The 24,631-nt window shown below is 68.7% G+C and carries 22 protein-coding genes; 6 read left to right on the top strand and 16 right to left on the bottom strand.

Annotation, left to right across the window (positions count from 1 at the left end; genetic code table 11):
* The first annotated feature begins 22 nt into the window (after window positions 1-22).
* Together KZX17_RS08340 and KZX17_RS08335 are read left to right on the top strand one after the other, a co-directional pair.
* On the top strand, window positions 23-904 hold the full coding sequence (locus KZX17_RS08340; RefSeq protein ID WP_248172038.1) for a hypothetical protein: 882 nt from the start codon (window positions 23-25) through the stop codon (window positions 902-904).
* A gap of 15 nt (window positions 905-919) precedes the next feature.
* Window positions 920-1,744 carry a DUF3800 domain-containing protein gene (locus tag KZX17_RS08335; protein WP_248172036.1) on the top strand — a complete coding sequence of 275 codons (825 nt, stop codon included), beginning with the start codon at window positions 920-922 and terminating at the stop codon, window positions 1,742-1,744.
* 14 nt (window positions 1,745-1,758) lie between these two features.
* Here KZX17_RS08335 and KZX17_RS08330 read toward each other — a convergent pair whose 3' ends face one another.
* Complete coding sequence (locus tag KZX17_RS08330; RefSeq protein WP_248172034.1) at window positions 1,759-2,541, bottom strand: hypothetical protein; 783 nt, start codon at window positions 2,539-2,541, stop codon at window positions 1,759-1,761.
* 411 nt (window positions 2,542-2,952) lie between these two features.
* Window positions 2,953-3,318 carry a hypothetical protein gene (locus KZX17_RS08325; RefSeq protein ID WP_248172032.1) on the bottom strand — a complete coding sequence of 122 codons (366 nt, stop codon included), beginning with the start codon at window positions 3,316-3,318 and terminating at the stop codon, window positions 2,953-2,955.
* A 128-nt stretch (window positions 3,319-3,446) separates the two neighbouring features.
* Between KZX17_RS08325 and KZX17_RS08320 the strand changes: the two genes are divergently transcribed.
* Window positions 3,447-3,650, top strand: a complete 204-nt coding sequence (locus KZX17_RS08320) for a hypothetical protein (protein ID WP_248172031.1) — start codon at window positions 3,447-3,449, stop codon at window positions 3,648-3,650.
* A gap of 105 nt (window positions 3,651-3,755) precedes the next feature.
* On the opposite strand, the gene KZX17_RS08315 is transcribed toward KZX17_RS08320, so the two are convergent.
* From KZX17_RS08315 to KZX17_RS08305, 3 genes are all read right to left on the bottom strand, one after another.
* Entirely contained in the window at window positions 3,756-4,631 is an 876-nt protein-coding gene (locus KZX17_RS08315) for a hypothetical protein (RefSeq protein ID WP_248172030.1), read from the bottom strand.
* Between the two features lie 224 nt (window positions 4,632-4,855).
* Window positions 4,856-5,137, bottom strand: a complete 282-nt coding sequence (locus KZX17_RS08310; protein ID WP_248172029.1) for a hypothetical protein — start codon at window positions 5,135-5,137, stop codon at window positions 4,856-4,858.
* A 395-nt stretch (window positions 5,138-5,532) separates the two neighbouring features.
* Window positions 5,533-7,119 carry a recombinase family protein gene (locus KZX17_RS08305; RefSeq protein ID WP_248172028.1) on the bottom strand — a complete coding sequence of 529 codons (1,587 nt, stop codon included), beginning with the start codon at window positions 7,117-7,119 and terminating at the stop codon, window positions 5,533-5,535.
* A gap of 195 nt (window positions 7,120-7,314) precedes the next feature.
* Here KZX17_RS08305 and KZX17_RS08300 point away from each other — a divergent pair, with 195 nt between their 5' ends.
* On the top strand, window positions 7,315-7,752 hold the full coding sequence (locus KZX17_RS08300; RefSeq protein ID WP_248172026.1) for an Rv3235 family protein: 438 nt from the start codon (window positions 7,315-7,317) through the stop codon (window positions 7,750-7,752).
* Between the two features lie 11 nt (window positions 7,753-7,763).
* Here the strand turns inward: KZX17_RS08300 and KZX17_RS08295 are convergent, their stop codons facing one another.
* Together KZX17_RS08295 and secA are read right to left on the bottom strand one after the other, a co-directional pair.
* On the bottom strand, window positions 7,764-8,987 hold the full coding sequence (locus KZX17_RS08295; RefSeq protein WP_248172024.1) for a pyridoxal phosphate-dependent aminotransferase: 1,224 nt from the start codon (window positions 8,985-8,987) through the stop codon (window positions 7,764-7,766).
* Window positions 8,988-9,080: 93 nt separating this feature from the next.
* Window positions 9,081-11,861 (bottom strand): preprotein translocase subunit SecA, encoded by a 2,781-nt coding sequence (gene secA / locus KZX17_RS08290; RefSeq protein ID WP_248172022.1) that lies wholly within the window; start codon window positions 11,859-11,861, stop codon window positions 9,081-9,083.
* 177 nt (window positions 11,862-12,038) lie between these two features.
* On the opposite strand from secA, the gene KZX17_RS08285 reads away from it, so the two are divergent.
* Both KZX17_RS08285 and KZX17_RS08280 read left to right on the top strand, forming a co-directional pair.
* A complete protein-coding gene (locus KZX17_RS08285; protein WP_248172013.1) occupies window positions 12,039-13,367 on the top strand; it encodes a hypothetical protein in 1,329 nt (442 codons plus the stop codon).
* Window positions 13,367-14,194 (top strand): serine hydrolase, encoded by an 828-nt coding sequence (locus KZX17_RS08280; RefSeq protein WP_248172010.1) that lies wholly within the window; start codon window positions 13,367-13,369, stop codon window positions 14,192-14,194. Before KZX17_RS08285 ends, KZX17_RS08280 begins: the two co-directional genes overlap by 1 nt.
* A gap of 73 nt (window positions 14,195-14,267) precedes the next feature.
* Here KZX17_RS08280 and hpf read toward each other — a convergent pair whose 3' ends face one another.
* The 9 genes from hpf to KZX17_RS08235 form a co-directional block, all read right to left on the bottom strand.
* Entirely contained in the window at window positions 14,268-14,927 is a 660-nt protein-coding gene (gene hpf, locus KZX17_RS08275; RefSeq protein ID WP_248172008.1) for a ribosome hibernation-promoting factor, HPF/YfiA family, read from the bottom strand.
* Window positions 14,928-15,065: 138 nt separating this feature from the next.
* Complete coding sequence (locus tag KZX17_RS08270) at window positions 15,066-15,713, bottom strand: ComF family protein (protein WP_248172006.1); 648 nt, start codon at window positions 15,711-15,713, stop codon at window positions 15,066-15,068.
* Between the two features lie 94 nt (window positions 15,714-15,807).
* Entirely contained in the window at window positions 15,808-17,478 is a 1,671-nt protein-coding gene (locus KZX17_RS08265; protein ID WP_248172004.1) for an LpqB family beta-propeller domain-containing protein, read from the bottom strand.
* Entirely contained in the window at window positions 17,475-19,154 is a 1,680-nt protein-coding gene (gene mtrB / locus KZX17_RS08260) for an MtrAB system histidine kinase MtrB (RefSeq protein ID WP_248171995.1), read from the bottom strand. Before mtrB ends, KZX17_RS08265 begins: the two co-directional genes overlap by 4 nt.
* A 38-nt stretch (window positions 19,155-19,192) precedes the next feature.
* The gene (gene mtrA / locus KZX17_RS08255) at window positions 19,193-19,873 is read right to left on the bottom strand and encodes an MtrAB system response regulator MtrA (RefSeq protein ID WP_248171986.1); all 681 of its coding nucleotides are present in this window, start codon (window positions 19,871-19,873) and stop codon (window positions 19,193-19,195) included.
* A gap of 142 nt (window positions 19,874-20,015) precedes the next feature.
* Window positions 20,016-22,355, bottom strand: a complete 2,340-nt coding sequence (gene katG, locus KZX17_RS08250; RefSeq protein WP_248171977.1) for a catalase/peroxidase HPI — start codon at window positions 22,353-22,355, stop codon at window positions 20,016-20,018.
* A 40-nt stretch (window positions 22,356-22,395) separates the two neighbouring features.
* Complete coding sequence (locus KZX17_RS08245; RefSeq protein ID WP_248171975.1) at window positions 22,396-22,833, bottom strand: Fur family transcriptional regulator; 438 nt, start codon at window positions 22,831-22,833, stop codon at window positions 22,396-22,398.
* Between the two features lie 60 nt (window positions 22,834-22,893).
* Window positions 22,894-24,351 carry an adenosylhomocysteinase gene (ahcY, locus tag KZX17_RS08240; RefSeq protein WP_248171973.1) on the bottom strand — a complete coding sequence of 486 codons (1,458 nt, stop codon included), beginning with the start codon at window positions 24,349-24,351 and terminating at the stop codon, window positions 22,894-22,896.
* 22 nt (window positions 24,352-24,373) lie between these two features.
* Window positions 24,374-24,580, bottom strand: coding sequence for a DUF3499 family protein (locus tag KZX17_RS08235; RefSeq protein ID WP_248171972.1), 207 nt, complete (start codon window positions 24,578-24,580; stop codon window positions 24,374-24,376).
* Window positions 24,581-24,631: the final 51 nt, after the last annotated feature.

The raw sequence follows: 24,631 nt of genomic DNA, 5'->3' as shown, positions 1-24,631 counted from the left end.
TCCCGCCGTGTAGCTTGACCTCGTGACTGTTCTTGACGACATCATCGAGGCGAGCACTAGCGCTGAGGTAAGCACGGCCGATCTACTCCGGAAGGTGAAGGTCGTCGCGCATCGGCTGGGTGCAGTCGATGTATTGCGGTGGGTCGACTACGAACTCAGCGGCTATCCGGAGGACGCTCCGCTGCCTGACTACAGAATCCGGAAGACGAACGTCATTGGTCAATATTCCGGGCCTATGCGCACTTTCACGCCGTATCCGTTGGTCCCGCCCGCTGGCATGGAGGACTTGTGGCAAGTCAATCTGCGGGAGCCTCTGTCGCAGATACAAGGCCTATCCGAGATGGACGAAGATCCGGGTAGGTCGTGGACACCCTTCGACATCCAACGCTACGAGAAGAGCGGGATTTTTCGGCTCGAGTTTCATTTCCTCTACTCAGCACACAATGTCCTCCCGCGTGAGATGCTCCGCGGGATTCTCGACATCATCCGGACGAAAGCCCTGGACCTCGCGCTTGATCTTCAGTCAGTGGATCCCCAGGCCGGGAGCGCTGGCGGTCCAACGATCGAGTCACCCGCCGTTTCGACAGTGGTGTTCAACGTCAAGCAAAACATCTACGGGAACGGCAACAACATCGCGACGGGGCGGGATATCACCCAGGAGGCCGCCGTCGCGATCGGTGACGTCGAGGCGCTGCGCAAAGTCGCAGTTCAACTCGGATTGACCGACAGAGATGCGAATGAGTTCGTGTCCATCGTGCAGGAAGAGCGTTCGCTTGAGAGCACCCGGGTACGAGGGTTTCTGGAGCGCGTGAGAGATGGGGCGATCTCGCTCGCCGGAGGCGTCGCTTCGAACGCTGCGGCGACCGGTTTGATTGAAGCGACCTCAGCCTTCCTTGGACTTTGAGGGAGGATCGCGACCATGCACTTCGCATTCGCTGACGACACTAAGCAGAGGGGCCTGCGCGATGGCATGGGGCAGCTCCTAGCGCTAGGGGCGGTTGTGTTCCCAGAGGACCAGCTTCGCCCTTTCTCGCAAGGAATGAGCGATCTGCGTAGCGCGCATTCGATACCCGCTGATGTTGAGCTCAAGTGGTCGATGCCAGCCGGAGCAGCAAACTACTTCCGCCAACGCGACGAGCCGGGACTGCAAGATGAGGTCCGAAGGCGAACGCTAGAACTGGCCGCGGAGCACGGCGGCAAAGCGGTCGTAGTCGTGTTCGATCTCGGAAGGACGACGGTGCAGGGCCGGCAGGCGGAGGCTCAGGTCCTGAAGTATCTCTACGAGAGGATCGTCGGTGCGCTCGAACGCACGCACATGGGCGTTGTCGTCTTTGACAAGCCTGGGGGCGATCATCGAGCGGAAGACACGTGGATCGCCGAGACGCTGACCCTCACGAACTACGGCACGGAGTACGTCGACCCCGACGCCATCGTCCTCCCAATCTTGACTGCGCCCTCACACCACCACGAGCATCTGCAGTTGGCAGACCTCGTGGTCGGAGCTGTTACCGCGGCTTGCGCGGGTAACCGCTACGGCATGCAGCTGGTTCCATCTCTTCTTCCGTTGCTGCACCGCAATGCCCTGAACACCATCGGTGGTGCTGGGTTGAAGGTGTTTCCCGACACTCTCACCAACTTGTACTTCCATGTCCTCGGTGAGGACACCTTCTGGAAGGTCGCGGGGAGGAATGGATACACCCTGCCAAGCGAGCGCGCCGCCTACTATGCGAACGACGGACTCTAGGGCGTTGAGATCCGCTACGCCTCACGAAGTCGAGCAAAGCTCAAATGAGCCCACGGGTCGCGGTTCGGCTTTGCAGCGTACCCGAGGGCAGCCCAACCCCGGAGGTTCTCGAGTTCCAGCATTCCTAGGTTGACTCTCTCCATACCCAAATGCTTCACGACAGCCCGAGACATGGCGGGCTCCCCCACTGCCCCGACAACCCAAATTGCGTGCGAGCACGGTGGGCAGGTCACGCCGTAGATCAGTTCTGAAGATGGCGCCCCGCCGAGGCTACGAGCGCTCGCACTTTGTTCCATCCACAGGCTGTCGGCAGCGCTACGCGGTGCCCGGAACGCGCCGACGCCGCAAAGCATGCAGGCGACATAACCCTCCGGCGGCGAGATTGGGATGGGTGTGTCCACGCGCTGCGCCATCAGTGCAACGTAGGCGTCGCGAAGTTCCTGGCGCGCCGCCTCTCCGACATGTGCCCATCGTCCACTTCCCGAGGCCTTCGAGGTTGCCGCCTTGAAGGGCGAGTAGCGACGCACCCACATAGTCGCCACCCCAACACTCGTCATCCCTGCGATCAGCATCCGGATATCGCGTGCGGTCGCGGTGAGCCGGTCGATCGTCCCAGCATCCTTCACCCCAAGCGCATCGAGCGCGTAGAGCGCGGCGCTCACGCGGTGCTGCGCAATCTCGCGTGAACCAATCCGCTGACGAACCTCGGGCATCGCCATCAGCAGGTTGTCGGCCGCCTCAAGGATCGAACGGCACTGGTCACACCGGGTCACCGTCACCGTGTAGACCTCCGGCACCCCAGTGCTGGTCAAAAGTGCAACTTCTACTTCCTCAACCCGGCCTGGGCGTACCAATGTGTGCACCCCGCACGCCAGGCAGGCCAAGAATCCGGACACCTCCGGAGCAATTTCAGAAGCCGGTCTGCTCAGTAGCCCCATCATCGTCTCCTCGCTCGTGCTGCGTCCTCCTGCGCCTGAAACCGCGCAATGTGACTTCGCACCTGACGCGCGTACTCAGCGGACGCCCGCCGTTGGAGCGTCATCTGCTGCGTCCGGTTTCTCACATCGACCGCCGGCGATGCCTCCGGTGCTGGCGCGGGCGCTGCGGGAGCGGCAGGAGGCTCCGATCGCGAGCGCGGGGTTCGGAGAATTTCTGCCCTCACGGTGGCGGCGTGCGAGGCGGGAATGTGTGAGACGAGCCCGAAGCGCTTAGGCATCCGTGGTCACCACCGACGCGGCGTGCACGTCGTGCATCGCTCGAATGCGTCGCCGGACGCGGCGGCGCTGGCTCGCAGCCTTCGCCTCTCGCGCACCCCGTTGCCGCTCGAGATTGGCGCGTTCCTCGCGAGTGTCGATTTCGAGCGCGATCCGCTCGAAGCACACGCGCCCCCAGGGATGGGCATCAGTTGGCTCCTCGCACGGGATGCCCACCGCAACGGTCCTGTGCTGGTTGTTCGAGCAGCGCACGCGGAGCGTCTTGAGGATCAGGCGCCGTTCCGCGGCCAGCTGCTCGAGCCTGGACCAGGAGCGGCGGATGGGTGAAGGGGTGGTGGTCGTCGGACTCGCAGGGATCATGGCAGGCCAATCGGCTCGTGCCCGGCCCAAGGTCCAGCGGCATCTGGAGGACGCAGTACGTCTAGGTCACTAGCGTACTACGTATGTATGCGTTTGAATGGAAATGAGAACGAGCGAGGAGCCTTGAGATGACCACTCAGCAGATGAACGCCAAGACGATGTCCATGACGGCAGGGGCGAACCCGCGGTCGCAGAACGTGATCGTGACTGCCGTACGAGAGATCAAGGAAGCGCAGTCGTCACTCACCGCACGCCAACAGGCGATCCGCGATGCGGGCCGACGACGGGTGGCCGCGCTCGTGGCGACGGGCGCCTATTCGCTGTCGCGCTAGCCCCGGCTACGGCCTCGGAGTGCTGGAGACGTTGCCCTGCACTGACCTGCCCTGCCCCCTTGTACGTAGTACAAGAAGGGGCAGGAAGCAGGTCAGTGCGGGGCGTTAGTCTCCTGTGCTCCGAGCCTTGCGAACGCTCTGCGCCTTCTCGAGGACATTCTTGGGAGGTCTGCCCACCATCCCCTCAGTCAGCCTCAACGCTTCCCTCTGCGTGACGCGAGGAAGGACGAGCGGCGCCCCGTCCTCGGTCGTCAGCCTGTCGAGCCAATCGACAGCGCGTTCGACCGTCCACGGTGCCTCCTTCGTAGCCAGCGGCGCGCCGCATCCGGTCCCCAGCCGCTCCTGGGCCCACCTGCGCTCGAACTCGCCTCGCGTGATATCGCCGAACTTCGTTCGAACGCGACGATCGACGTCCATCCCGTCGGCGCGGGCGTAGTGGACGGCCTCCTCGTAGCGCTCGACCCACACACGAGCCCGAGCGATCCCCGCCCGACGCTTCATCTCGTGCTGCACGCGAGCAAGGATGGAACGATCGCCGTCTTCCCAGCAGAACGCCTCATGCTCCGGGTCGTGGTCGTCGCTGTCATCACCCACCTCGCAGAGCGGACAGGTCAGCAGGTACGTCTCGAGGGAGGCCGCGTCACACTCCATGCACGGCGAATCCGCATCGAGGCCGACCCACCCGTCGTCATCCACAATCAGGCGCACCTTCGCGTAGTCGCGTCGGTCCTCAGTCCGATGGTCGAACGGACACGGAAGCTCGATCACGAACGGCAGCGCGGCGCGGTACTTACCGGCCCAGGCGCCGGTCGCATGCTTCGCCTGTACGCCCGCAGCCTTGAGCTCAGAGATCCAGACGTCGGTAGCGTGATGCGGTCGCCACGGCTCGTCGAGCCGCCGCAGCCACGTGACCAGGGCCCCGAGCGTGCTGACGAACTCGGCGGGGACCGCGAGCGGTTCAAGCTGATACTGCTCAGTCATCGGACAACTCCTTAATGATTGGTCGATTCAGAAGCTCCTCAAGCGCCGCGATCGCAGCCTCGAGCCTGGGGCGCCATACCTCGCTGTCGAAGGCTTCTGGCTCGGTCATCACTTCCTCCCCTTCGGCTTGTGAGTGACCGAGGCGAGCAACGCCGCAACGCGGCGGCACTGCTCGTCGGTGAGCACGAGTCGGGGCCGGGTGGTCGTCGCCTCGGTGGGCGCGTTCACTCTGCGCTCACCTTCGCGGTGATGAGACGGACGACCTGGCCCTTCGTGCCGCGGCGGCGTCCGTCGCGCATCTTTGAGCCGCGCAGCTTCAATGCGCGCTCGATCTCATCGAGGTCATAGAACAGCGAGCGGCTGAAGTCGAGGCGGTACGCCTTGATGTAGCCACGACTGAGCCAGTTGTCGATGGTCGCCGGGTTCACCTGGAAGTGCAGCGCGGTGTTGCGGCGGTCGAGAAGCCGAGGTGCGGACGGGGTATCGGTAATCGGATCGGAGGACATGAAAAAGCTCCCTGAGGTGCTCGTTCGACGTCTTGGCTGTCGCTGTGCCGCTACTGGCCGATTCGTCTAGTCATGCACCGCAGGGAGCTCGAGTGAGTCCCGCATGCGCCACCGGAGGGCGCTCGATCCGTCCTTTTCGCCTCCCACCCCGTGCGCGGGGTTGGCTCCTACTTCGACCGCTTCGAGAGGTCCGACGGCTAGCTCGAGCGACCCGGTCGGCGTGGCCTTGGGCCCGCCTTCCGATAGGTCTAGTTTACGGCGTGATTGGGTTCCTGCACTAGTTCGAAAGTCCGTCAAATGCGCCCTTCTCCGCCGTTCTGACGAATCGGAAATCCACCCCGAACCTCGGAGCTGACGAACGCCGGAGAAGCCCGCATATGCCAGATTTCGAACAGCTACGCGAGACTCGGGCTGAACTTCACACGCGCCTCCGTCCACGCGGACCCTCGGCGCATGTTCGGCTCAATCTGAACGCGCACGACTGAAGCGACCACCGAACGCTGCACGTCGAGAGGCGCATCGAGGAACGCTTGACCAGGGTCGACGGCGGAAAGCACGTCCGACGACGTCGAGCGTCGGACAGCCGCCGCGATCTTCGCCTCGATCTCGTTGATCTCCGCCTGCACGACCGTCTCAGCCTTCTTCCGCTGAGCTCCGTCGATGTTGCCCTCAATGTAGTCGCGTTCGAACCGACCGAGACGCGCTCTCAGTGTTGCCTGCCGCTCGCGGTCGGCAGTCAGATCCGGAGCCGCGGGCGTCAGCGCAGCGACCACACGCGGGTCGCGAATGAGTTCAGCCACCTCCCGCCGCACGAGTTCATCGGTCTTCTCGAGAACGACCATGACGTGCCCCTTGCCTGGCAGCCGACACCGATAGTGACCGTGCCCGCCGCCATGCGTGCCAGAGCGCATGAGCGTGCCGCACACCACCGGATCTCCAGCCTCATCGAATGTCTCGTTGCCGTCAGCATTAAGGACTCGACCCCCGCACACGTAGAGGCCGCTCCCGAGGTGCTTGCGGTCCCGAACTCCATCGGAGGATCGGCGAGAGGACTGCATGAGGTGAGCGACAACGGCGCGCCACTCATCCTCCGGAACGATCGCCGGCCACTTCGCCGCACCCAGTTCCTCGTACCCCCGCTGCCGCGAGACGGTCGCGTCCGAGGCCTTTCGATCGGGCATGCCGTGGGCCAGGATGCCCGCATTCCGAGGGCGCAGGAGCAGTTCGCGCACGGTGAGCGCAGTCCACTCCTTCTTCTCAATGCGCGTCAACGTCCGACCCCGCTCGTCGCGGACCTTCTGGCCAGCGTCATCTCGGACGAACCGGCGACGCCTAGCCTGCTTGCCTGCTTCATTCCATTCAGTCGCGATGCCGCGGAGCGAACGCCCGGCGAGAACTGCCCGGGTGGCCTCGAGGACCATTGCCGCTTCGGGCTCGCGCACTCTCATCCCGTCCTTCTCATAGCCGAAGGGGCGCGGACCGCCGCGGTACTCCCCCGCCTGTGCGGCTCTGAGTTTCTGTGCCGCGATGCGCGTGCGCGTCTGATCGACCTCGTGGCGGGCGGCGGCACCGAGCATCCGAGCAACCATCTGGCCCGAAGGTGTCGAGAGATCGACCGTTCCCGCCTTCACCGTCTGGATGAGCAACCTGTGAGCCTCCGCCACGCCGATGAACTCTTCGAGCTCAACCGGACGGCGGTGCAGACGGTCGGTGTGCCACGCGAGGATCGCGTCGACGCGCCCCGCGCGCACGTCGTCCAGCATCCGGCGGTACTCCGGGCGCACCTTTCCCGAGGCGGCGGAGATGTTGTTATCGATGTAGATCGCCACGGCGTCCCACCCGAGACGGTCGGCCAGTGCCTGGCAGTCAGCGACCTGACGCTCGACGCCGAGCCCGTCGCCGTCCCGGTCTGCCGAAATGCGCGCGTAGATAGCCGCTCTCGGTCGATCTGCGACGCGATCACTTGCCGACTTATCGTCCATATGTCCATTTTATTGGTTTGCAGAAGCGATCCCAGCGCACGCGGGCGACGTTAGGCCATCCGGCGGCGGGTCGCAGCGTTCGTCCACAGGTTGGAGTATTCTCATCCCTCCTCTCCACGGGCTGTGTTGTACTCGATCCACTTACCGAGCACCACCCGACCGAACACCGACACCTGTCGCCCGAGAGGAACCGACATGGCCCTTTCCGTCACCGACGACATCCGCATCCCGCGCTCCGGCACCGCTCTCGAGGTCGCCGAATACTTCGCACCGCAGCGGAGCTCGTCCCGCGACCTCCCCGACCCGCTCCCCCTCGTCAAGAACCTGACGATCGGGGTCCTCGAAGTCCTGGCGGGAGTGAGAGACGTCGATCAACTGGCTCGGTGGCTCGGCGAGGACGCCTATCGTGCTCTCGTGACACGTGCGAACCTCTCGGCTCGCGCGCGCTCGGCACGCGGCGTCGCCGCGGTCAGGCCCGCCCACCGCATCCTGTCGGAGCGCACCTGCGTTCCCGCCGACGGTGTCGTCGAAGCCGTCGTCATCGTCGAGGGGCCGATCCGCACCCGAGCCGTGGCGATGCGACTCGAAGGGTGGGATGGGCGCTGGCGCGCCAGCTCACTCGCCCTGCTCTGACGGGGACCCCGCTACTGCTTGTAGGACGCCAGGAAGTTCCCGAGCCGTTCGATCGCCTGGGTCAGCACGCGCGCCTCGGGCAGGGTCACGATCCGGAGGTGGTCGGGCGTCGGCCAGTTGAAGCCGGTCCCCTGCACGAGCAGGACGTGCTCGGCGACGAGGAAGTCGTAGACGAACTTCGCGTCGTCGTGGATCTCGTGGACGTTCGGATCGAGTCGGGGGAAGGCGTAGAGCGCGCCGGTGGGCTTGACGCAGTCGACGCCGGGGATCGCCGTGAGCCCCTCCCACGCGGCATCCCGCTGCTCGTGCAACCGCCCCGTCGGTGCGATCAGCGCATCGATGGACTGCACACCTGACAGCGCGGCCTGCACGGCGAACTGCGCCGGGACATTCGGACACAGCCGCGTCGAGGCGAGCAGCTGGATCCCCTCCAGGAATCCCGCGGCGTGCTTCTTGGGTCCGGTGATGACCATCCATCCGGAGCGGTAGCCCGCCACCCGGTACGTCTTCGACAGACCGTTGTACGTCAGGCAGAGCAGGTCGGGGGCGAGGCTCGCAAGCGGGATGTGCGTCGCGCCGTCGAACAGGATGCGGTCGTAGATCTCATCGGCGAGCAGGAGCAGGTCGTGCTCCCGGGCGATCTCGACGATGCCCTGCAGGACCTCGCGGGTGTACACCGCCCCGGTGGGATTGTTCGGGTTGATCACGACGATGGCTTTGGTGCGCGGGGAGACCTTCGCGCGGATGTCCTCGAGGTCCGGCTGCCAACCGTTCTCGCTGTCGGCGAGATAGTGGACGGGCGTTCCGCCGGCGAGGCTCGTCATCGCCGTCCACAGCGGGTAGTCGGGCGCCGGGATGAGCACCTCGTCCCCCTCGTCGAGGAGCGCCTGCATCGTCATCGTGATGAGCTCCGACACGCCGTTGCCGAGGTACACGTCGTCCGGGTCGAATTTGGGGAAGCCGGGCTCCTCCTCGTACCGGGAGACGATCGCACGGCGCGCGGACATGATGCCCCGCGAATCGGAGTAGCCGTGCGCGTGCGGGACGGCCTCGATCATGTCGCGGACGATCTGGAAGGGCGCCTCGAAGCCGAACACCGCCGGGTTGCCGGTGTTGAGCTTGAGGATGGTGTGTCCCTCGTCCTGCAGCCTGTCGGCCTCGACCAGGGCGGCTCCGCGGATCTCGTAGAGGACGTCCTTGAGCTTGGTCGACTGGTCGAGGATGCGCGGGGTCATCGGATCAGGATATCCGGGGTCGCGAGAGCCAATCGATGCCGGGTGGACCGGCCCCACGCATCGCCGTCCCTCCCGAACGGCCGCGCTCTGCGGTCAGCGCTTCTTGCCGGCCGCCCGACGCTGCGCACGGTTGCCCGCCGCCGCATCCTCGCCGCCGTCCACGGGCTGCCCGAACGCGCCCCGCGGCGCGTCCGCGGGCGCCTCCTGCTCGGCCTCGCGCTGGCGCGCCTTGCTCGTCGCCGCCTTCTGCACCTGGCCGCGGTCGTTGCGGACCTCGACCTCGCCGGCGTCGTTGGGGGCGGTGTACTGCAGCTTCTGCGCGTCGATCGTCGGCGTCGCGAGACCCTTGGCCTCGATGTCGCCGCCGTCGGTCTGTCGGACCTCGACCTCGAGGTTGAAGAGGAACCCGACGGACTCCTCCTTGATCTGCGCCATCATCGCCTGGAACATCTGGTACCCCTCGCGCTGGTACTCGATGAGCGGGTCGCGCTGCGCCATCGCGCGCAGGCCGATGCCGTCCTTCAGGTAGTCCATCTCGTAGAGGTGGTCGCGCCACCGGCGATCGAGCACCTGCAGCACGACACGGCGTTCGAGCTCGCGCATGGCGGGCGTGCCGAGCTTCTCCTCGCGTGCCGCATAGGCGATCTTCGCGTCGGAGAGGAGCTCCCGCTTGAGGAGCTCGGGGGTCACCTTGCCCTTGCTGCCGCTCTCGGCGACGACCTCGTCGATCGTGACGCCGACGGGGTACAGGGTCTTCAGCTCCGTCCACATCGCATCGAAGTCCCAGCTCTCATTGTGACCGGAACCGGTGTGCTCGTCGATGATGGTGCCGATGGCGTCCTCGAGGAAGTGCTCCACCCGGTTCGAGAGGTCGTCACCCTCGAGCATGTGACGGCGGTCGGCGTAGATCGCCTCACGCTGACGGTTGAGGACGTCGTCGTACTTCAGGACGTTCTTGCGGATCTCGGCGTTGCGCGCCTCCACCTGGCTCTGCGCGCTCTTGATCGCCCGGGTGACCATCGACGACTCGATCGCGACGTCGTCGGGGAAGTTGGTGCGCGCGAGGATCGCCTCGGCGGCGCCCGACTGGAACAGTCGCATCAGGTCGTCGGTGAGCGACAGGTAGAAGCGGCTCTCCCCCGGGTCCCCCTGACGGCCGGAGCGACCGCGCAGCTGGTTGTCGATGCGGCGCGACTCGTGGCGCTCGGTGCCCAGCACGTACAGGCCGCCGGCGTCGACGACCCGATCGGCCTCCTCCTGCACCGTCTCCTTCACCGAGGCGTAGACCTCGTCCCACGCGGCCTCGTACTCCTCGGGCGTCTCGACGGGGTCGAGGCCGCGTGAGCGCATCTCCTGCACCGCGAGGAACTCGGCGTTGCCGCCGAGCATGATGTCGGTGCCGCGGCCGGCCATGTTGGTCGCGACGGTGACGGCGCCGTGTCGACCGGCCCGGGCGACGATCTCAGCCTCGCGCGCGTGGTTCTTCGCGTTCAGGACCTCGTGCTTGATGCCCTTCTTGGCGAGCAGGCGCGACAGGTACTCGCTCTTCTCGACGCTGACGGTGCCGACGAGCACGGGCTGGCCCGCTTCGTGGCGCTCCGCGATGTCCTCGACGACCTGCGCGAACTTCGCCCGCTCGTTCTTGTAGACGAGGTCGGACTGGTCCTTGCGGATCATCGGCTTGTTCGTCGGGATCGGCACGACCCCGAGCTTGTAGGTCGACATGAACTCGGCGGCCTCGGTCTCGGCCGTACCGGTCATGCCCGAGAGCTTCTCGTAGAGGCGGAAGTAGTTCTGCAGGGTGACGGTGGCGAGGGTCTGGTTCTCGGCCTTGACCGCGACGCCCTCCTTCGCCTCGATCGCCTGGTGGATGCCCTCGTTGTAGCGACGACCGACGAGGATGCGTCCGGTGTGCTCGTCGACGATCATCACTTCGCCGTTCATGACGACGTAATCGGTGTCGCGCTTGAAGAGGGCGAGCGCCTTGATGGAGTTGTTGAGGAACGAGATGAGCGGCGTGTTGGCCGACTCGTAGAGGTTGTCGATGCCGAGGTAGTCCTCGACCTTCTCGATGCCGGGCTCGAGCACACCGATGGTGCGCTTCTTCTCGTCGACCTCGAAGTCGACCCCGGCCTCGAGCGTCCGCGCGATCTTGGCGAACTCGGTGAACCAGCGGTTCGCCTCGCCCGACGACGGGCCGGAGATGATGAGCGGGGTGCGCGCCTCGTCGATGAGGATCGAGTCGACCTCGTCGACGATGCAGAAGAAGTGGCCGCGCTGCACGAGGTCCGACTGCTGCCACGCCATGTTGTCGCGCAGATAGTCGAAGCCGAACTCGTTGTTCGTGCCGTAGGTGATGTCGGCCTCGTACTGCTGGCGACGCACCTCGGGGTTCTGCCCCGCGATGACCGTGCCGGTGGTCATGCCGAGCGCGCGGTACACACGACCCATGAGCTCGGACTGGTACGACGCGAGGAAGTCGTTGACCGTGATGACGTGGACGCCCTTGCCGGCGATGGCGTTGAGGTATGCCGGCAGCGCCGCCGTCAGGGTCTTCCCCTCACCCGTCTTCATCTCGGCGATGTTGCCGAGGTGCAGCGCCGCGCCGCCCATGATCTGGACGTCGTAGGGCCGCTGCCCGAGCGTGCGCTTGGCGGCCTCACGGACGGCCGCGAACGCCTCGGGCATGAGCTTGTCGAGCGACTCGCCCTGTTCGAAGCGGGCCCGGAGCTCAGCGGTCTCGCCGCGCAGTTCCTCATCCGTGAGGTGCGCGTAGTCCTCTTCGAGCGCGCCGACGGCCTTGACGACCTGCTGCAGCCTGCGCAGGACGCGGCCTTCACCGGCACGAAGCAGTTTCTCGAGGGGGTTCGCCACGGAGGATCTCCATCTGTCGATTCGTCATCACGACCTGCGATGTCGGATGCCGGTGCGCGGGACGCGCGGACATACACCGCCATGTTATCCGTCCGTGACCTACGAAGTGGCTGGACGGGTGGGTGCCGCGCCGCGGGTGAGGAGCCCCGGCATCCGTCGCCCCGTAAGATCGGGCGCATGGCGGGTTTCTGGGGACGACGCAAGCGCGAAGAAGCGGAAGTCGAGGCGCAGGATGCCGAGCTCACCCGGAAGGCCGGCGTCGCCCTGGTCTCCGCCGACGAGCGCATCCGTGTCACCGACGACGAGCTGACCTATGCGGAGATCGAGCTCGGGCGCGACGCGACGAAGGACCTCCGCGACGCCCTCGCGGCCGTCCGCGAGCACCTGGGCGAGGCGTTCCACCTGCACCAGCTGAACCACGACGAGATCCCGGACACCCCCGAGGAGCTGCGCACCCGCAACGCCCGCATCGTGCAGCTGTGCGAGTGGGCCGAGGACCTCCTCGACGACCGGACCGAGGCGCTCGCGGAGTCGATCGCGCGTGCGCGTCGCGCACCCGAGATCATCGAGGGCATCCGGAAGGACGTCGCTCGGCTGCGCGAACGCCTGCCCGCGCTGAACGCGAGCCTCGAGCGCTTGTCGGAGCGGTACTCGGATGCCGCCATGCGCACCGTGCTGGGCAACGCGGCCGAGGCGGCGCAGCTGCTGGACTTCGCCGAGCACAGCTCCGCCGTCTCGGAGCGCCGTCGTGACGCCGGGCAGCGGGAGCAGGCGAACCTCGCGCTCGAGACCGCGATCGAGGCATCCCGCCGCGCCGGCACCCTGGTCGAAGCGGTCGACACCTTCGAGATCGAGGCGCTCCGAGCGGAGTCGACCCTCGCGGCCATCGTCGACGACTCGCGCGACGACCTGATCGTCGCGCAGCCCATGCGCAGCAACCGCGAGGTCGCGACCGCCGCCGCCGAACTCGAATCCGCGCTCGGCGCCCTGACCCCCGCGGGGAGCAAGCCCGATCCCTTCACGGAGCTCAGCCGCCTCCGCACCGCGAACGCGGCGCTCGACGCCGCCGTCGCGAAGGCCCGCGCCCGAGCGGAGCGCCCCGTGCCGACCGAGGACCACGTCCGTCACGCGATCGACGACGCCGACCGCCAGATCGGCGTCGCCCGCAGCGTCATCTCCGGCCACCGGGGATGGATCGGTGCAGACGCCCGCACGCGTCTCGCTGAGGCCGAGCGCATCCGGAACGACCTCATGCGATTCGCGGGTCCCATCCCGGAGGACGACCGCGAGCAGGCGATGACCTACGCGCGGCGTGCAGGGCAGCTCGCAGCCGAGGCGTTGGACCTCGCGCAGCGCGACATCGACTCCTCCCGCCCGAACGACTGGGGCGGCGGCGGGTACGGCGGCGGTCGCGGGATGGGCGGCGGCATGGGCGGCGGCAGCCTCGCGGGCGGATTGCTCGGCGGTCTCGTGATCGGCGGGCTCCTCGACGGCATGTTCGACTGATGGCGGGGCTCGACGAGGCCGTCGCACAGTCGCAGGCGTGGGACGTGCCGCACGCATCCGTCGCGGTCGTCACCGCCGAGGGTGTCGTCGCGGCCACCGCCGGCGACCAGCAGCGGGTCTATCGCCTGGCCTCCGTGACGAAGCTGCTGAGCGCGTACGCCGTCCTGGTCGCGGTCGAAGAGGGTGCGCTCTCGCTGCAGCAGCCCGCGGGTCCCGAAGGGTCGACGGTCGAGCATCTGCTCGCCCACACCGCCGGGTACGACTTCTCCTCGACCGCCCTGCGATCGGGGCCCGGGGAGCGGCGGCTGTACTCGAACACCGGCTTCGAGGTGCTGGCCGACCTGCTCGAGTCCGAGACCGGATTCTCGTTCGGGGACTACGCCCGCGAGGCCGTCTTCGAGCCGCTGGGGATGCCCGTCACCACCATCGGCGATTCGGCGGCCGCGGGCGGTTCGTCCTCGGCGGCCGACCTCTGCCGGTTCGCAGCCGAGCTGCAGGCCCCGAAGCTGCTCGATCCCGCGACGCTCGCACGGGCGACGTCGGTGGCATTCCCGGGCCTGCGCGGTGTGCTCCCCGGCTTCGGCCAGCAGCCGCGGAACGACTGGGGCCTGGGTCTGGAGATCCGCGGCGAGAAGTCGCCCCACTGGACCGGCTCGCACAACTCCCCCGCGACCTTCGGGCACTTCGGCCAGTCCGGCACGTTCCTGTGGGTCGACCCCGAGGCGCACCTGGCCCTCATCGCCCTCACCGACCGCCCGTTCGGCGACTGGGCGGCGCAGGCGTGGCCACCGTTCAGCGACGCGGTCCTGGCGGCGCACGCGGGGTGACCCGATCCGGACCGGGAACGACAGAAGGGGTGGATGCCCGTGGCATCCACCCCTTCTGCGTCTCCCGCTCAGCTCATGAGGCGAGCTCGGCGGGTGCGGCGGTCGTGGTCAGGGAGATGACGCCGTAGTCCCAGCCCTTGCGCCGGTAGACGACGCTCGGCTGATCGGTGCGGGCGTCGATGAAGAGGAAGAAGTCGTGACCGACCAGCTCCATGCGGTCGACGGCGTCCTCGACGGTCATCCACTCCGGGTCGAAACGCTTGGTCCGGATGACCACGGGCGTGTAGTCCGCCTCGTCCTCGGCGCCGGTGACGACCGGGACCTCCCCGGTGGCCACGGCACGGAGGACATCGACGGATGCCGGCTGGACGTCGATCCCCTGCAGGGTGCCGGTGCCCTTCTCGAGCTTCGCTCCGCGCGGATGGTTGCGGGCGTCGACGCGCTTCTCCTTCGCGCGCCGGATCTGCTCGCCGAGCTTGGTCATCGCGAGGTCGAGCGCGGCGAACTTGTCGCCGTCCACGGCCTCGGCGCGGACGAGAGGACCCTTGCCGGTGAGGGTGACCTCGACGGTCTCATCCTCGCGTCCACCGTTGTGATAGGCGCGATGCGTGACCTTGATGTCGAGCCGCTGGGCTCGCGGGGCAAGGTGCTCGATACGGGCGGACTTCTCCTCGACAACGGTGCGGAAGCGATCGCTGACGCTCACTCCGACACCGACGATGCTGATCTCCATCCCATGACCTCCTTGTTCCGGTCCACCCGGTCAAGGGCGGACCTCGGTTCGCCTTGTGTCCCCCCACGGTAGTGCCGTCGTCGGCGGATGTCACGGCCCGGTCACGATGAGTCTCGTATGTGACGACGGCGGGCCGCCTCACCCGAAGCGTCGCGGCGTCGAGGCGACCGTGAGCGCGCCTGCGACCGGGATGCCGACGGACCGGAGCGCCCGATGCGCCTCGGACAGGGTGGCACCGGTGGTCACGACGTCGTCGAGGAGCATCACCGCCCGGGATCCCACGCACGCCGCCGCTCCGCCCCGGACCGTCATCGCGCCCGCCACGTTCTCCTCCCGCCCCGCGCTCGAGAGCAGGCGCTGGTCGTCGGTCGACCGAGCCAGTGCGAGCAGCGGCAGGCAGCGCCATCCTGCGCGCCGTGCGATGAGCTCGACGGGGACGAACCCACGCCGCCGGAGCGACGCGCGCGAAGACGGGACGGCGACCGGGACGGCGTCCACACCGGCCGGCCACGTGTCTCGGAGGACGGCACCGAGCGGGCGGGCGATCCCGGTGCGCCCCTCCTCCTTGAGCGCGCGCAGCACCCGGGCGGGCACGCCGTCGAAGGTGACGGCGCTTCGCACCCCGAGTCCGTCGGCGAGGACGCGTCGCGTGGGTGGACCGCCCAGCGCGTCGCGGCAGGCGTCGCAGAGCTCGACGTCAGGCGCGTCGCATCCCGCGCACTCGACGGCGAAGACCACCGCCAGCGCCTCGGCGGCCGCGCGTCGCACCGTCGCCGTCCAGGTCATCCGCCCAGTGTCGGGGAGTGGGATGCCGCCGGCGCCACCCGAGCCCGCGGCGGGGACGCCGGCGGACCACCGCCCGATGTGGAGGAGGCGCTCCTCAGTCAGGCAGTCCCTGCTGGACAGCCAGCACCCGCACATCGTCGGCGAGGAACTGCCACGACCCGCGCTGCACGTAGAGGCCGCCGTCGGCGGTCAGCAGCCGGACGCTCCCTCGCTGGTTGCCGCCGGCGATGGCGACGACGCCGTCGGGAGCGCGCACGTCCGTCCCCTGGCCGCCGATCGTCTGCTCGCGCATGCTGCGCTGCTCGCCGTCGATCGAGATGAGCGCCAGCGTCGCACCGTCGATCCAGCTGAGGGCGATGCCGCGGCCGCCGAGCGTCGCGACCGGGACCGGCGCGGACATCGAGGTGGGGACCCCGTCGTCGTCGCGGACGATGCCCGCGACGCGCACGACGGACTGCCCGCCCTCGGTGACGAGCGCCGCGATCCGCGTGCCGTCGCGCGAGACCCGCATGGCCGCCACATCGGTCGCTCCCAGCCACCCCGTCGGCACCGTCCGGGCGCTGCCGTCGGCGCCGTACGCCACCACCTCCTCGGGGCTCTCCCGCGGAACGGTCCAGATGTACCCGAAGGTGTCGATGGACGGTGCCGTGAGGCCCGCCCGCGTGTCGAGGGTGGCCACGCCGTCCGCGCGCACGCGCAGGACCGCGCCCGTCGAGGTCTGCACCGCCGCGGTGGTCCGCGCCGCATCCGTCTCGATCGCATCGGCGTCCAGACCCGGCAGGACGTCGTCGAGCCCGGGGACCCGCTCGACGTCGGAGCCGGCGAGGAAGCCGAACTCATCCCCGCGCAGGACGAGGGGACGGGCGTCCACGGTCGTGCTGCGCGTGGGCGCCGCCGTCACGTCCAGCGGCTGGTCGCCGACCAGCATCTGGACATCGAGGATCCCCGCCCCCGCCAGACTCTCCTCGAGCTGGGTCTTCATCCGCGCGAGCGTCTGCTGCCCGAGGTCCCGCACCGCCGGCTCGAACGTCACCTGCGCCACCCCGGACTCCACCGGCACCGCCGGCTGCGTGAGCCCGACGTCGCCGGTGAACGCGGTGCGGACGGACGGCGCCAGCCACGGGCTCGGGGTGCCGGACACGAGCGCCGCCGCGATGCGGGTGGCGGGGTTCGTCGCGGGGAACCAGCGCACGTCCGGGACGATCCGGCTCCACTCGCGGTCGAAGTAGGCCAGCTCGTAGCTCCGGAAGACCGACCCGAAGCGGTTGGCGTCGAGGATGACCCCGTCCGGCGCCTGCGAGATGCGCCACTGGCCGCGCTCCTGCTCGAGCGTGAACGAGAACGGGATCGCCCCCGACCCGACCGGCTCGTACCTGCCCGTCGCGTCGACCGTGCCGACGGGTTGCACCGAGAAGACGATCTCGTCCTCCGCGGACTCCGTGACCGCGGTCTCGCCCGGGCGGTAGACGGTGACCCCCGCCTGCGGCTGCCACTGCTCACGGAAGGACCGCGTGAGGAACTCCTGCGCCACCTCCCAGTTGCCGCGCGGACCCGAGCCGGCGGCGACGAAACCCTCGACGATCTGCTGCGGCGTGGCGTCCGCGACCGGGCCGTCGGGGACGAAGGCGAAGTCCGGCAGGCCCTCGACCTCGTCGATCGATTTGCCGACGTGGACGGGCCCGGTGACCGGGAGCCCTGCGCACGCGGCGAGGAGGACGGCGAGCGCGAGGGCGAGCAGGACGGATGCGGGTCGTCGGGCGCTCACGGTCGGTCTCCCCGCTCGGGCAGCACGATCGGCTGCGTCAGTCCCAGGTCCTCGAGCGGCGCGGCGTCGCGCGGGTCGAGCTCGATCGGCGAGCCGCCCGAGAGCTGCTCCCCCGCCCGCCGCGGCAGCGTCAGGACGAAGTGCGTCCCCCCGCCCGGTTCGGACCACACGGCCAGCGTGCCGCCGTGCAGGCGCGCATCCCCGAGGGCGATGGAGAGGCCGAGGCCCGTCCCGCCGATGGTGCGTTTGCGCGACGGGTCGGCTCTCCAGAACCGGTCGAAGACGCGTTCGGTGTCCTCGTGGCGCATCCCGAGCCCGAAGTCACGCACCCCGAGGGCGACGGCGCGCTGATCGCTGTCGACGCTGACGACGATGGGGCGCCCCTCGCCGTGCTCGATCGCGTTCCCGAGAAGGTTCCGCACGATCCGGCGGACGCGCCGGGGATCCATCTCGACCGGCGAGTAGCCGCCCGGGGCGACCAGACGCACGTGGCTGCCGTGCTGTTCGGCGAGCTGCGCCATGGACTCGATGACGTCCTCCGCGAGATGCGCGAGGCTCGTCGGCTCGAGCTCCAGCTGCACCGAACCCGCGTCGTAGCGGCTGATCTCGAGGAGATCACCGAGGAGCACCTCGAAGCGCTGCACCTGCGCGTGCAGCAGTTCGGCCGCGCGTGCGGTCGACGGATCGAACTCGTCGCGCTGATCGTTGATCATGTCCGACGCGAGTCGGATGGTCGTGAGCGGTGTGCGCAGTTCGTGCGACACGTCCGACACGAAACGCTGCTGGACGAGCGAGAGCTCGGCGAGCTCCTTGATCTGGTTCTCGATGCTGTCGGCCATGGCGTTGAACGACCGGCCGAGCGTCGCGAACTCGTCCTCGCCCCGCACCGGCAGGCGCACGCCGAGGTCGCCGGCGGCGAGCTTCGCGCTGGTCTCGGCCGCCTGCGCGATCGGGACGGTCACCGAGCGGAGGACGAACAGCGAGATCGCCCCGATGAGCACGAGCAGCGAGATGCCGACGACCCACAGCGTGACCTGGACGAACTGCAGCGTCTGCGCCTCCGACCCGAGGCCGTAGGCGAAGTACAGCTCGTACGCCCCGGCTTCGGGCAGGACGAGCTGCTGCCCGACGATGATGCCCGGCGTCTCGCCGCCGTCCGCCTCGGGGAGCCCCAGCGACTGCCACCACTGCCGGTCGCTCGTCAGCCGCACGCTCTCGCGCAGCTCGGGGCTGATCATCGACTCCGAGAGCCCGCCGGCTTCGAAGCCCTGCGGGGCGATCGCGGAGGGCTCGTCGTCGATGCGGAAGACGGCGAGCATCGTCGTGCCCGCCTGCCGCGACAGGATCTCACGCCGGACCTCGTCCATGAGCACCTGGAGCGCGACCTGATCACCTTCCACGACCGCCGCGTCGAACGTGCTCTGCGCGGCCTGGGTGGCGCGCTGAGCGGCATCCTGCACCTGGTCGGCGCGAGACTCGTACAGGTCGTTCAAGATGGCCAGCGACATCCAGACGAGGGCCACGAGGATCGTCAGGGCCGTGAGGGCGAGGGTCATCACGAGCGTCCGGAACCGCAGCGAGCGGCGCCACGCGAGGAGCACCCGACGGCGCCACGAACGCCAGTCGCGCCACGCCGGCACGACGGTGTGGGTGCCCGTGCGCGTCGTCACCGACACGGCGGCACCGGAAGGGCGGGCACGATCGGGTCCGAGTGTCAGACGGCGGCGCCGGCGCGGTAGCCGACCCCGCGCACGGTGGTGACGATCTGCGGGTTGTCGGGGTCGCGCTCGACCTTGGCGCGCAGGCGCTGCACGTGGACGTTCACGAGGCGGGTGTCGGCTTTGTAGTGGTAGCCCCACACCTGCTCGAGGAGCATCTCGCGGGTGAACACCTGCTGCGGCTTCGAGGCGAGCGCGACGAGCAGCTCGAACTCCAGCGGTGTGAGCGCGATGGCGTCGTCGCCGCGACGCACCTCGTGGGCGGCGACGTCGACCGACAGGTCGCCGATCCGCAGGGTCTCGGCCTGCGCATCCGTCGACGGGCGCAGGCGGGTGCGGATGCGCGCGACGAGCTCCTTCGGGTTGAACGGCTTGACGATGTAGTCGTCCGCCCCCGATTCGAGGCCCCGCACGACGTCGGCGGTGTCGGTGCGCGCGGTGAGCATGATGATGGGCACCCCGGACTCGGCACGCACGCGCGTGCACACCTCGATCCCGTCGATCCCGGGCAGCATCAGGTCGAGGAGGATCAGGTCGGGTCGCGACTCGCGCCACATGTCCACGGCTTCGTCGCCGTCGGCGCAGAACACCGTGTCGAAGCCCTCGGTGCGCAGCACGATGCCGATCATCTCGGCGAGGGCGGTGTCGTCGTCGACCACCAGGATTCGGGATGTCATGAGGCCGGGTTCGTCCTTCTCACATGGCGGATGCCGGTGCTCCGCCGTCGGGTGATTCCACAGTAACCGAACCGTGACCTTCCCGGGCAGGACGACGCACGGCCCGCCCCTGACAGGGACGGGCCGTGCGGTGCAGCGGGACTCAGCGGTGCAGATCGAAGCGGTCGAGCTCGGTGACCTTGGTCCAGGCGGCGACGAAGTCGCGCACGAACTTCTCCCCCGCGTCGTCCGAGGCGTAGACCTCGGCGATGGCGCGGAGCTCGGAGTTCGAGCTGAACAGCAGGTCGGCGCGGGTGCCGACGCCGATCTCCGACCCGTCGGCGGCGACACCGCGGAAGGCGTGCGAGCCGGGGTCGAGCGGGGTCCACGTCGCACCGAGGTCGAGCAGGTTCACGAACACGTCGTTCGTGAGCGCACCGGGCCGATCGGTGAACACTCCGTAGGCCGAACCGTCCCAGTTCGCACCGAGCGCGCGCAGGCCGCCGACGAGCACCGTCATCTCCGGCGCGCTGAGCGTGAGCAGGTTCGCCTTGTCGACGAGGTGGTGCTCCGCCGGGAGGAACGCGTCCGGCCCCTGGTAGTTGCGGAAGCCGTCGGCAGCCGGCTCAAGGTAGCCGAACGACAGCTCGTCGGTCTGCTCCTGGGTGGCGTCGGTGCGGCCGGGGTGGAACGGCACGGTGACCGATGCCCCGGCATCCTTCGCCGCCTTCTCGACGCCCGCGTTGCCCGCGAGCACGATGAGGTCGGCGAGGGAGACCTTCTTGCCGCCCTGCTGCTCGGCGTCGAAGGCGGCCTTCACGTCCTCGAGTGCGGCGAGGACCGTCTGCAGCTGCTCGGGGTTGTTCACCTCCCAGTCCTTCTGCGGCGCGAGGCGGATGCGGGCGCCGTTGACGCCGCCCCGCTTGTCGCTGCCGCGGAAGGTGGATGCCGCGGCCCAGGTCGTCGAGACCAGCTGCGCGACCGTGAGGCCGGTGGTGAGGATGCGCTCCTTGAGCAGCGCGGCATCCGCGTCGTCGATCAGCTCGTGGTCGACCGCGGGCACCGGGTCCTGCCAGATGAGCTCCTCCTGCGGCACCTCGGGTCCGAGGTAGCGCGCGACGGGACCCATGTCGCGGTGGGTGAGCTTGAACCAGGCGCGGGCGAACGCGTCGCCGAAGGCGACCGGGTCGTCCTTGAAGCGGCGCGACACGGCGTCGTAGGCCGGATCGGTCCGCAGCGCGAGGTCGCTCGTCAGCATGCGCGGCTCGCGGCGGCCGTCGGAGTGCGCCAGCGGGACCATGTCGGCGCCGCCGCCGTTGGTGGGACGCCACTGGTGCCCGCCGCCGGGGCTGCGCATGAGCTCCCAGTCGTAGGCGTAGAGGATGTGGAAGAACTCGTTGTCCCACCGGGTCGGGTGGTAGGTCCACGTGACCTCGAGGCCCGAGGTGATCGTGTCGTCGCCCTTGCCGGTGCCGTGGCTGTTCTTCCAGCCGAGACCCTGCTGCTCGAGACCGGCGGCCTCGGGGTTGTCGTCCACGTTCGTGTCGGGGGCCGCGCCGTGCGTCTTGCCGAAGGTGTGACCACCGGCGATGAGGGCGACGGTCTCCTCGTCGTCCATCCCCATGCGGCCGAAGGTCTCGCGGATGTCGCGGGCCGACTTCAGCGGGTCGGGCTCGCCGTTGGGCCCCTCGGGGTTGACGTAGATGAGGCCCATCTGGACCGCCGCGAGGGGCTTCTCGAGGTTGCGGTCACCGCTGTAGCGCTCGTCGGCGAGCCAGGTGGTCTCGGGGCCCCAGTACACGTCGTCGTCCGGCTCCCAGACGTCGGGGCGTCCGCCGCCGAAGCCGAAGGTCTCGAAGCCCATGGTCTCGAGCGCGACGTTGCCGGCAAGGATCATGAGGTCGCCCCACGAGAGCGCCTGGCCGTAGGTCTTCTTGACGGGCCAGAGGAGGCGCCGCGCCTTGTCGAGATTGACGTTGTCGGGCCAGCTGTTCAGCGGCGCGAAGCGCTGCTGACCGGTGCCGCCGCCGCCGCGACCGTCCGTCGCGCGGTAGGTGCCGGCCGAGTGCCAGGCCATGCGGATCATGAGGGGGCCGTAGTTGCCGAAGTCGGCCGGCCACCAGTCCTGGGAGGTCGTGAGGACCTTCGCGATGTCGGCCTTCACGGCGGCGAGGTCGAGGGCCTCGAAGGCGGCCTTGTAGTCGAAGTCCTCGCCGACGGGGTTGCCGACGGCCGGGTTCTTCTTGAGGATGCGGAGGTTCAGCTGATTCGGCCACCACACCTGGTTGGCGGTGCCGACGGTCGGATGCGGCTGGCCGCCGTGGTTCTGCCGGTCGGCCCCCGGCGCGCCGTGGAACACCGGGCAGGCGTCGGCGTCGTTGGGACGGGGACGGGTCTCGCCGTCGCCGCGCTCGTCGACGGGGGTGTCGATCGGGGTGACGGCCTGGTCGACATCGGTCGCGTCGGCGCCGATGGGCAGGGCCTCCGGGTCGCGGTCGCTCATGGTGATCCTTCCGGTTGGGGGTGTTCGGGTGGAGAAATGGTCACGCGGCGTCAGCGGATGCCGCGCAGGCGCCGCACAGGCCCCAGTACGTCACCTCGGCGGAGGCGACGACGAAGCCGTGGTCATCGGAGGGGTGCAGACACGGCGCCGCGCCGACGGCGCAGTCCACGTCCTGCACGGCACCGCACGAGGTGCAGACGAGGTGGTGATGATTGTCGTCGACACGGAGCTCGAAGAGCATCGGGCGACCGGCCGGTTCGATGCGCCGGACGATGCCGGCGTCGACGAAGTCGCCGAGCGCGTTGTAGACCGATTGACGACTCGCTTTGGGGAGCCCCGGCGCCACCTCGACGAAGACCGCGTCGGCGCTGGCGTGCGGCGCTCGGGCGAGGGCGTCGAGCACCGCCACCCGGGATTCCGTCACCCGCAGCCCGGCGTCGCGCAGCGTCGCCGTCGCGTCCGGGCGGGTGGTGGTCATGGCACCCAGCCTACCCGCTCGTTTGACAGATTCAAAAGAGCGGGAAGGGCGGGCGTGTCGTCAGTAGCGGTAGTGCTCGAGCTTGTAGGGGCCCTCGACCGGCACACCGATGTAGGCGGCCTGCTCGTCGGTGAGCTGCGTCAGCTGCACGCCGAGCGCCGGCAGATGCAGGCGCGCGACCTTCTCGTCGAGCGCCTTCGGCAGGACGTACACGCCCGTCGGGTAGGCCTCGGTGCGGGTCCAGAGCTCGATCTGCGCGAGCACCTGGTTGGTGAACGAGGCGCTCATCACGAACGAGGGATGCCCCGTCGCGTTGCCGAGGTTCAGGAGCCTGCCCTCGGAGAGGACGAGGATGCTCCGCCCGTTCGGCAGACGGTACTCGTGGACCTGCGGCTTGATCTCGACCTTCTCGACCCCGGGGAGGGTTTCGAGCGCGGCGATGTCGATCTCGTCGTCGAAGTGCCCGACGTTGCCGACGATCGCGAGGTGCTTGAGCGCGAGCAGGTGGTCGAGCGTCACGACGCGGGTGTTGCCCGTGCCGGTGATGACGATGTCGACCTGGTCGGCCACGTCCTCGAGGCGCGCGACCTGATACCCGTCCATCGCCGCCTGCAGCGCGCAGATGGGGTCGACCTCGCTGACGATGACGCGGGCGCCTTGACCGCGGAGCGCCTCGGCTGCGCCCTTGCCCACATCGCCGTATCCGACGACGAAGGCGACCTTGCCACCCATCAGCACGTCGGTCGCGCGGTTGATGCCGTCGGGGAGGGAGTGGCGGATGCCGTACTTGTTGTCGAACTTCGACTTCGTCACCGAGTCGTTGACGTTGATGCCGGGGAACAGCAGCTTCCCCGCGGCGTGCAGCTCGTACAGGCGGTGCACCCCGGTCGTGGTCTCCTCCGTGACGCCGAGGAGGCCCGCGGCGATGCGGGTGAAGCGCTGCGGGTCCCGCGCGAGACTCTTCCGGAGGGTCTGGAGCACGATGCGGTACTCGGCCGAGTCGGTAGGCGCGGCATCCGGCACCGCACCGGCGGCCTCGAACTCGGCACCCTTGTGAACGAGGAGCGTGGCGTCGCCGCCGTCGTCCAGGATCAGGTTCGGACCGTCGAACCCCTCGGCGGACCAGTCGAAGATGCGGTCGGCGAGGTCCCAGTACTCCTCGAGCGTCTCGCCCTTGAACGCGAAGACCGGAACGCCCGCGGGCGCGTCGACGGTGCCGGTCGGCCCCACGACGATGGCCGCGGCGGCTTCATCCTGCGTCGAGAAGATGTTGCAGCTGGCCCAGCGGACCTGCGCGCCGAGGGCGACGAGGGTCTCGATGAGGACGGCCGTCTGCACCGTCATGTGGAGCGACCCGGCGATGCGCGCGCCGGCGAGCGGCTGCGACGGGCCGTACTCCTCGCGGAGGGCCATGAGTCCCGGCATCTCGTTCTCGGCGAGGCGGATCTGATGGCGTCCGGCCGGCGCGAGGCTCAGGTCGGCGACGACGTGGTCGAGGGTCTTCACGGGAGTGGGCACCGGCCCATTCTCCCACGACCGGTCAGACGCGGAGCGTCTCGTGACGCACGACGACCCAGCCCTTGGGCACCGACATGCGTGCGGTGTGGACGGCGCACAGGTCGTGGGCGTGCGGATCGTTCCCCGCCCCGAGCGGGCCGAGCACCGCCATCTGATCGCCGTAGTCGTACGTCAGGGTCGTCACGGCCTCGCGGGCGCAGCCCACCTTGGAGCAGAGTCGTTCGAGCATCGGGTCCACGCTAACCGCGGGTCCGGACCTGTCGCGGACGCCGCGCCGCCC

Source organism: Microbacterium sp. EYE_78, from assembly GCF_023149035.1.
Lineage (GTDB): Bacteria > Actinomycetota > Actinomycetes > Actinomycetales > Microbacteriaceae > Microbacterium.
The sequence above is the reverse complement of the archived record's forward strand: the minus strand, read 5'-3'. Positions and strand labels throughout refer to the sequence as shown.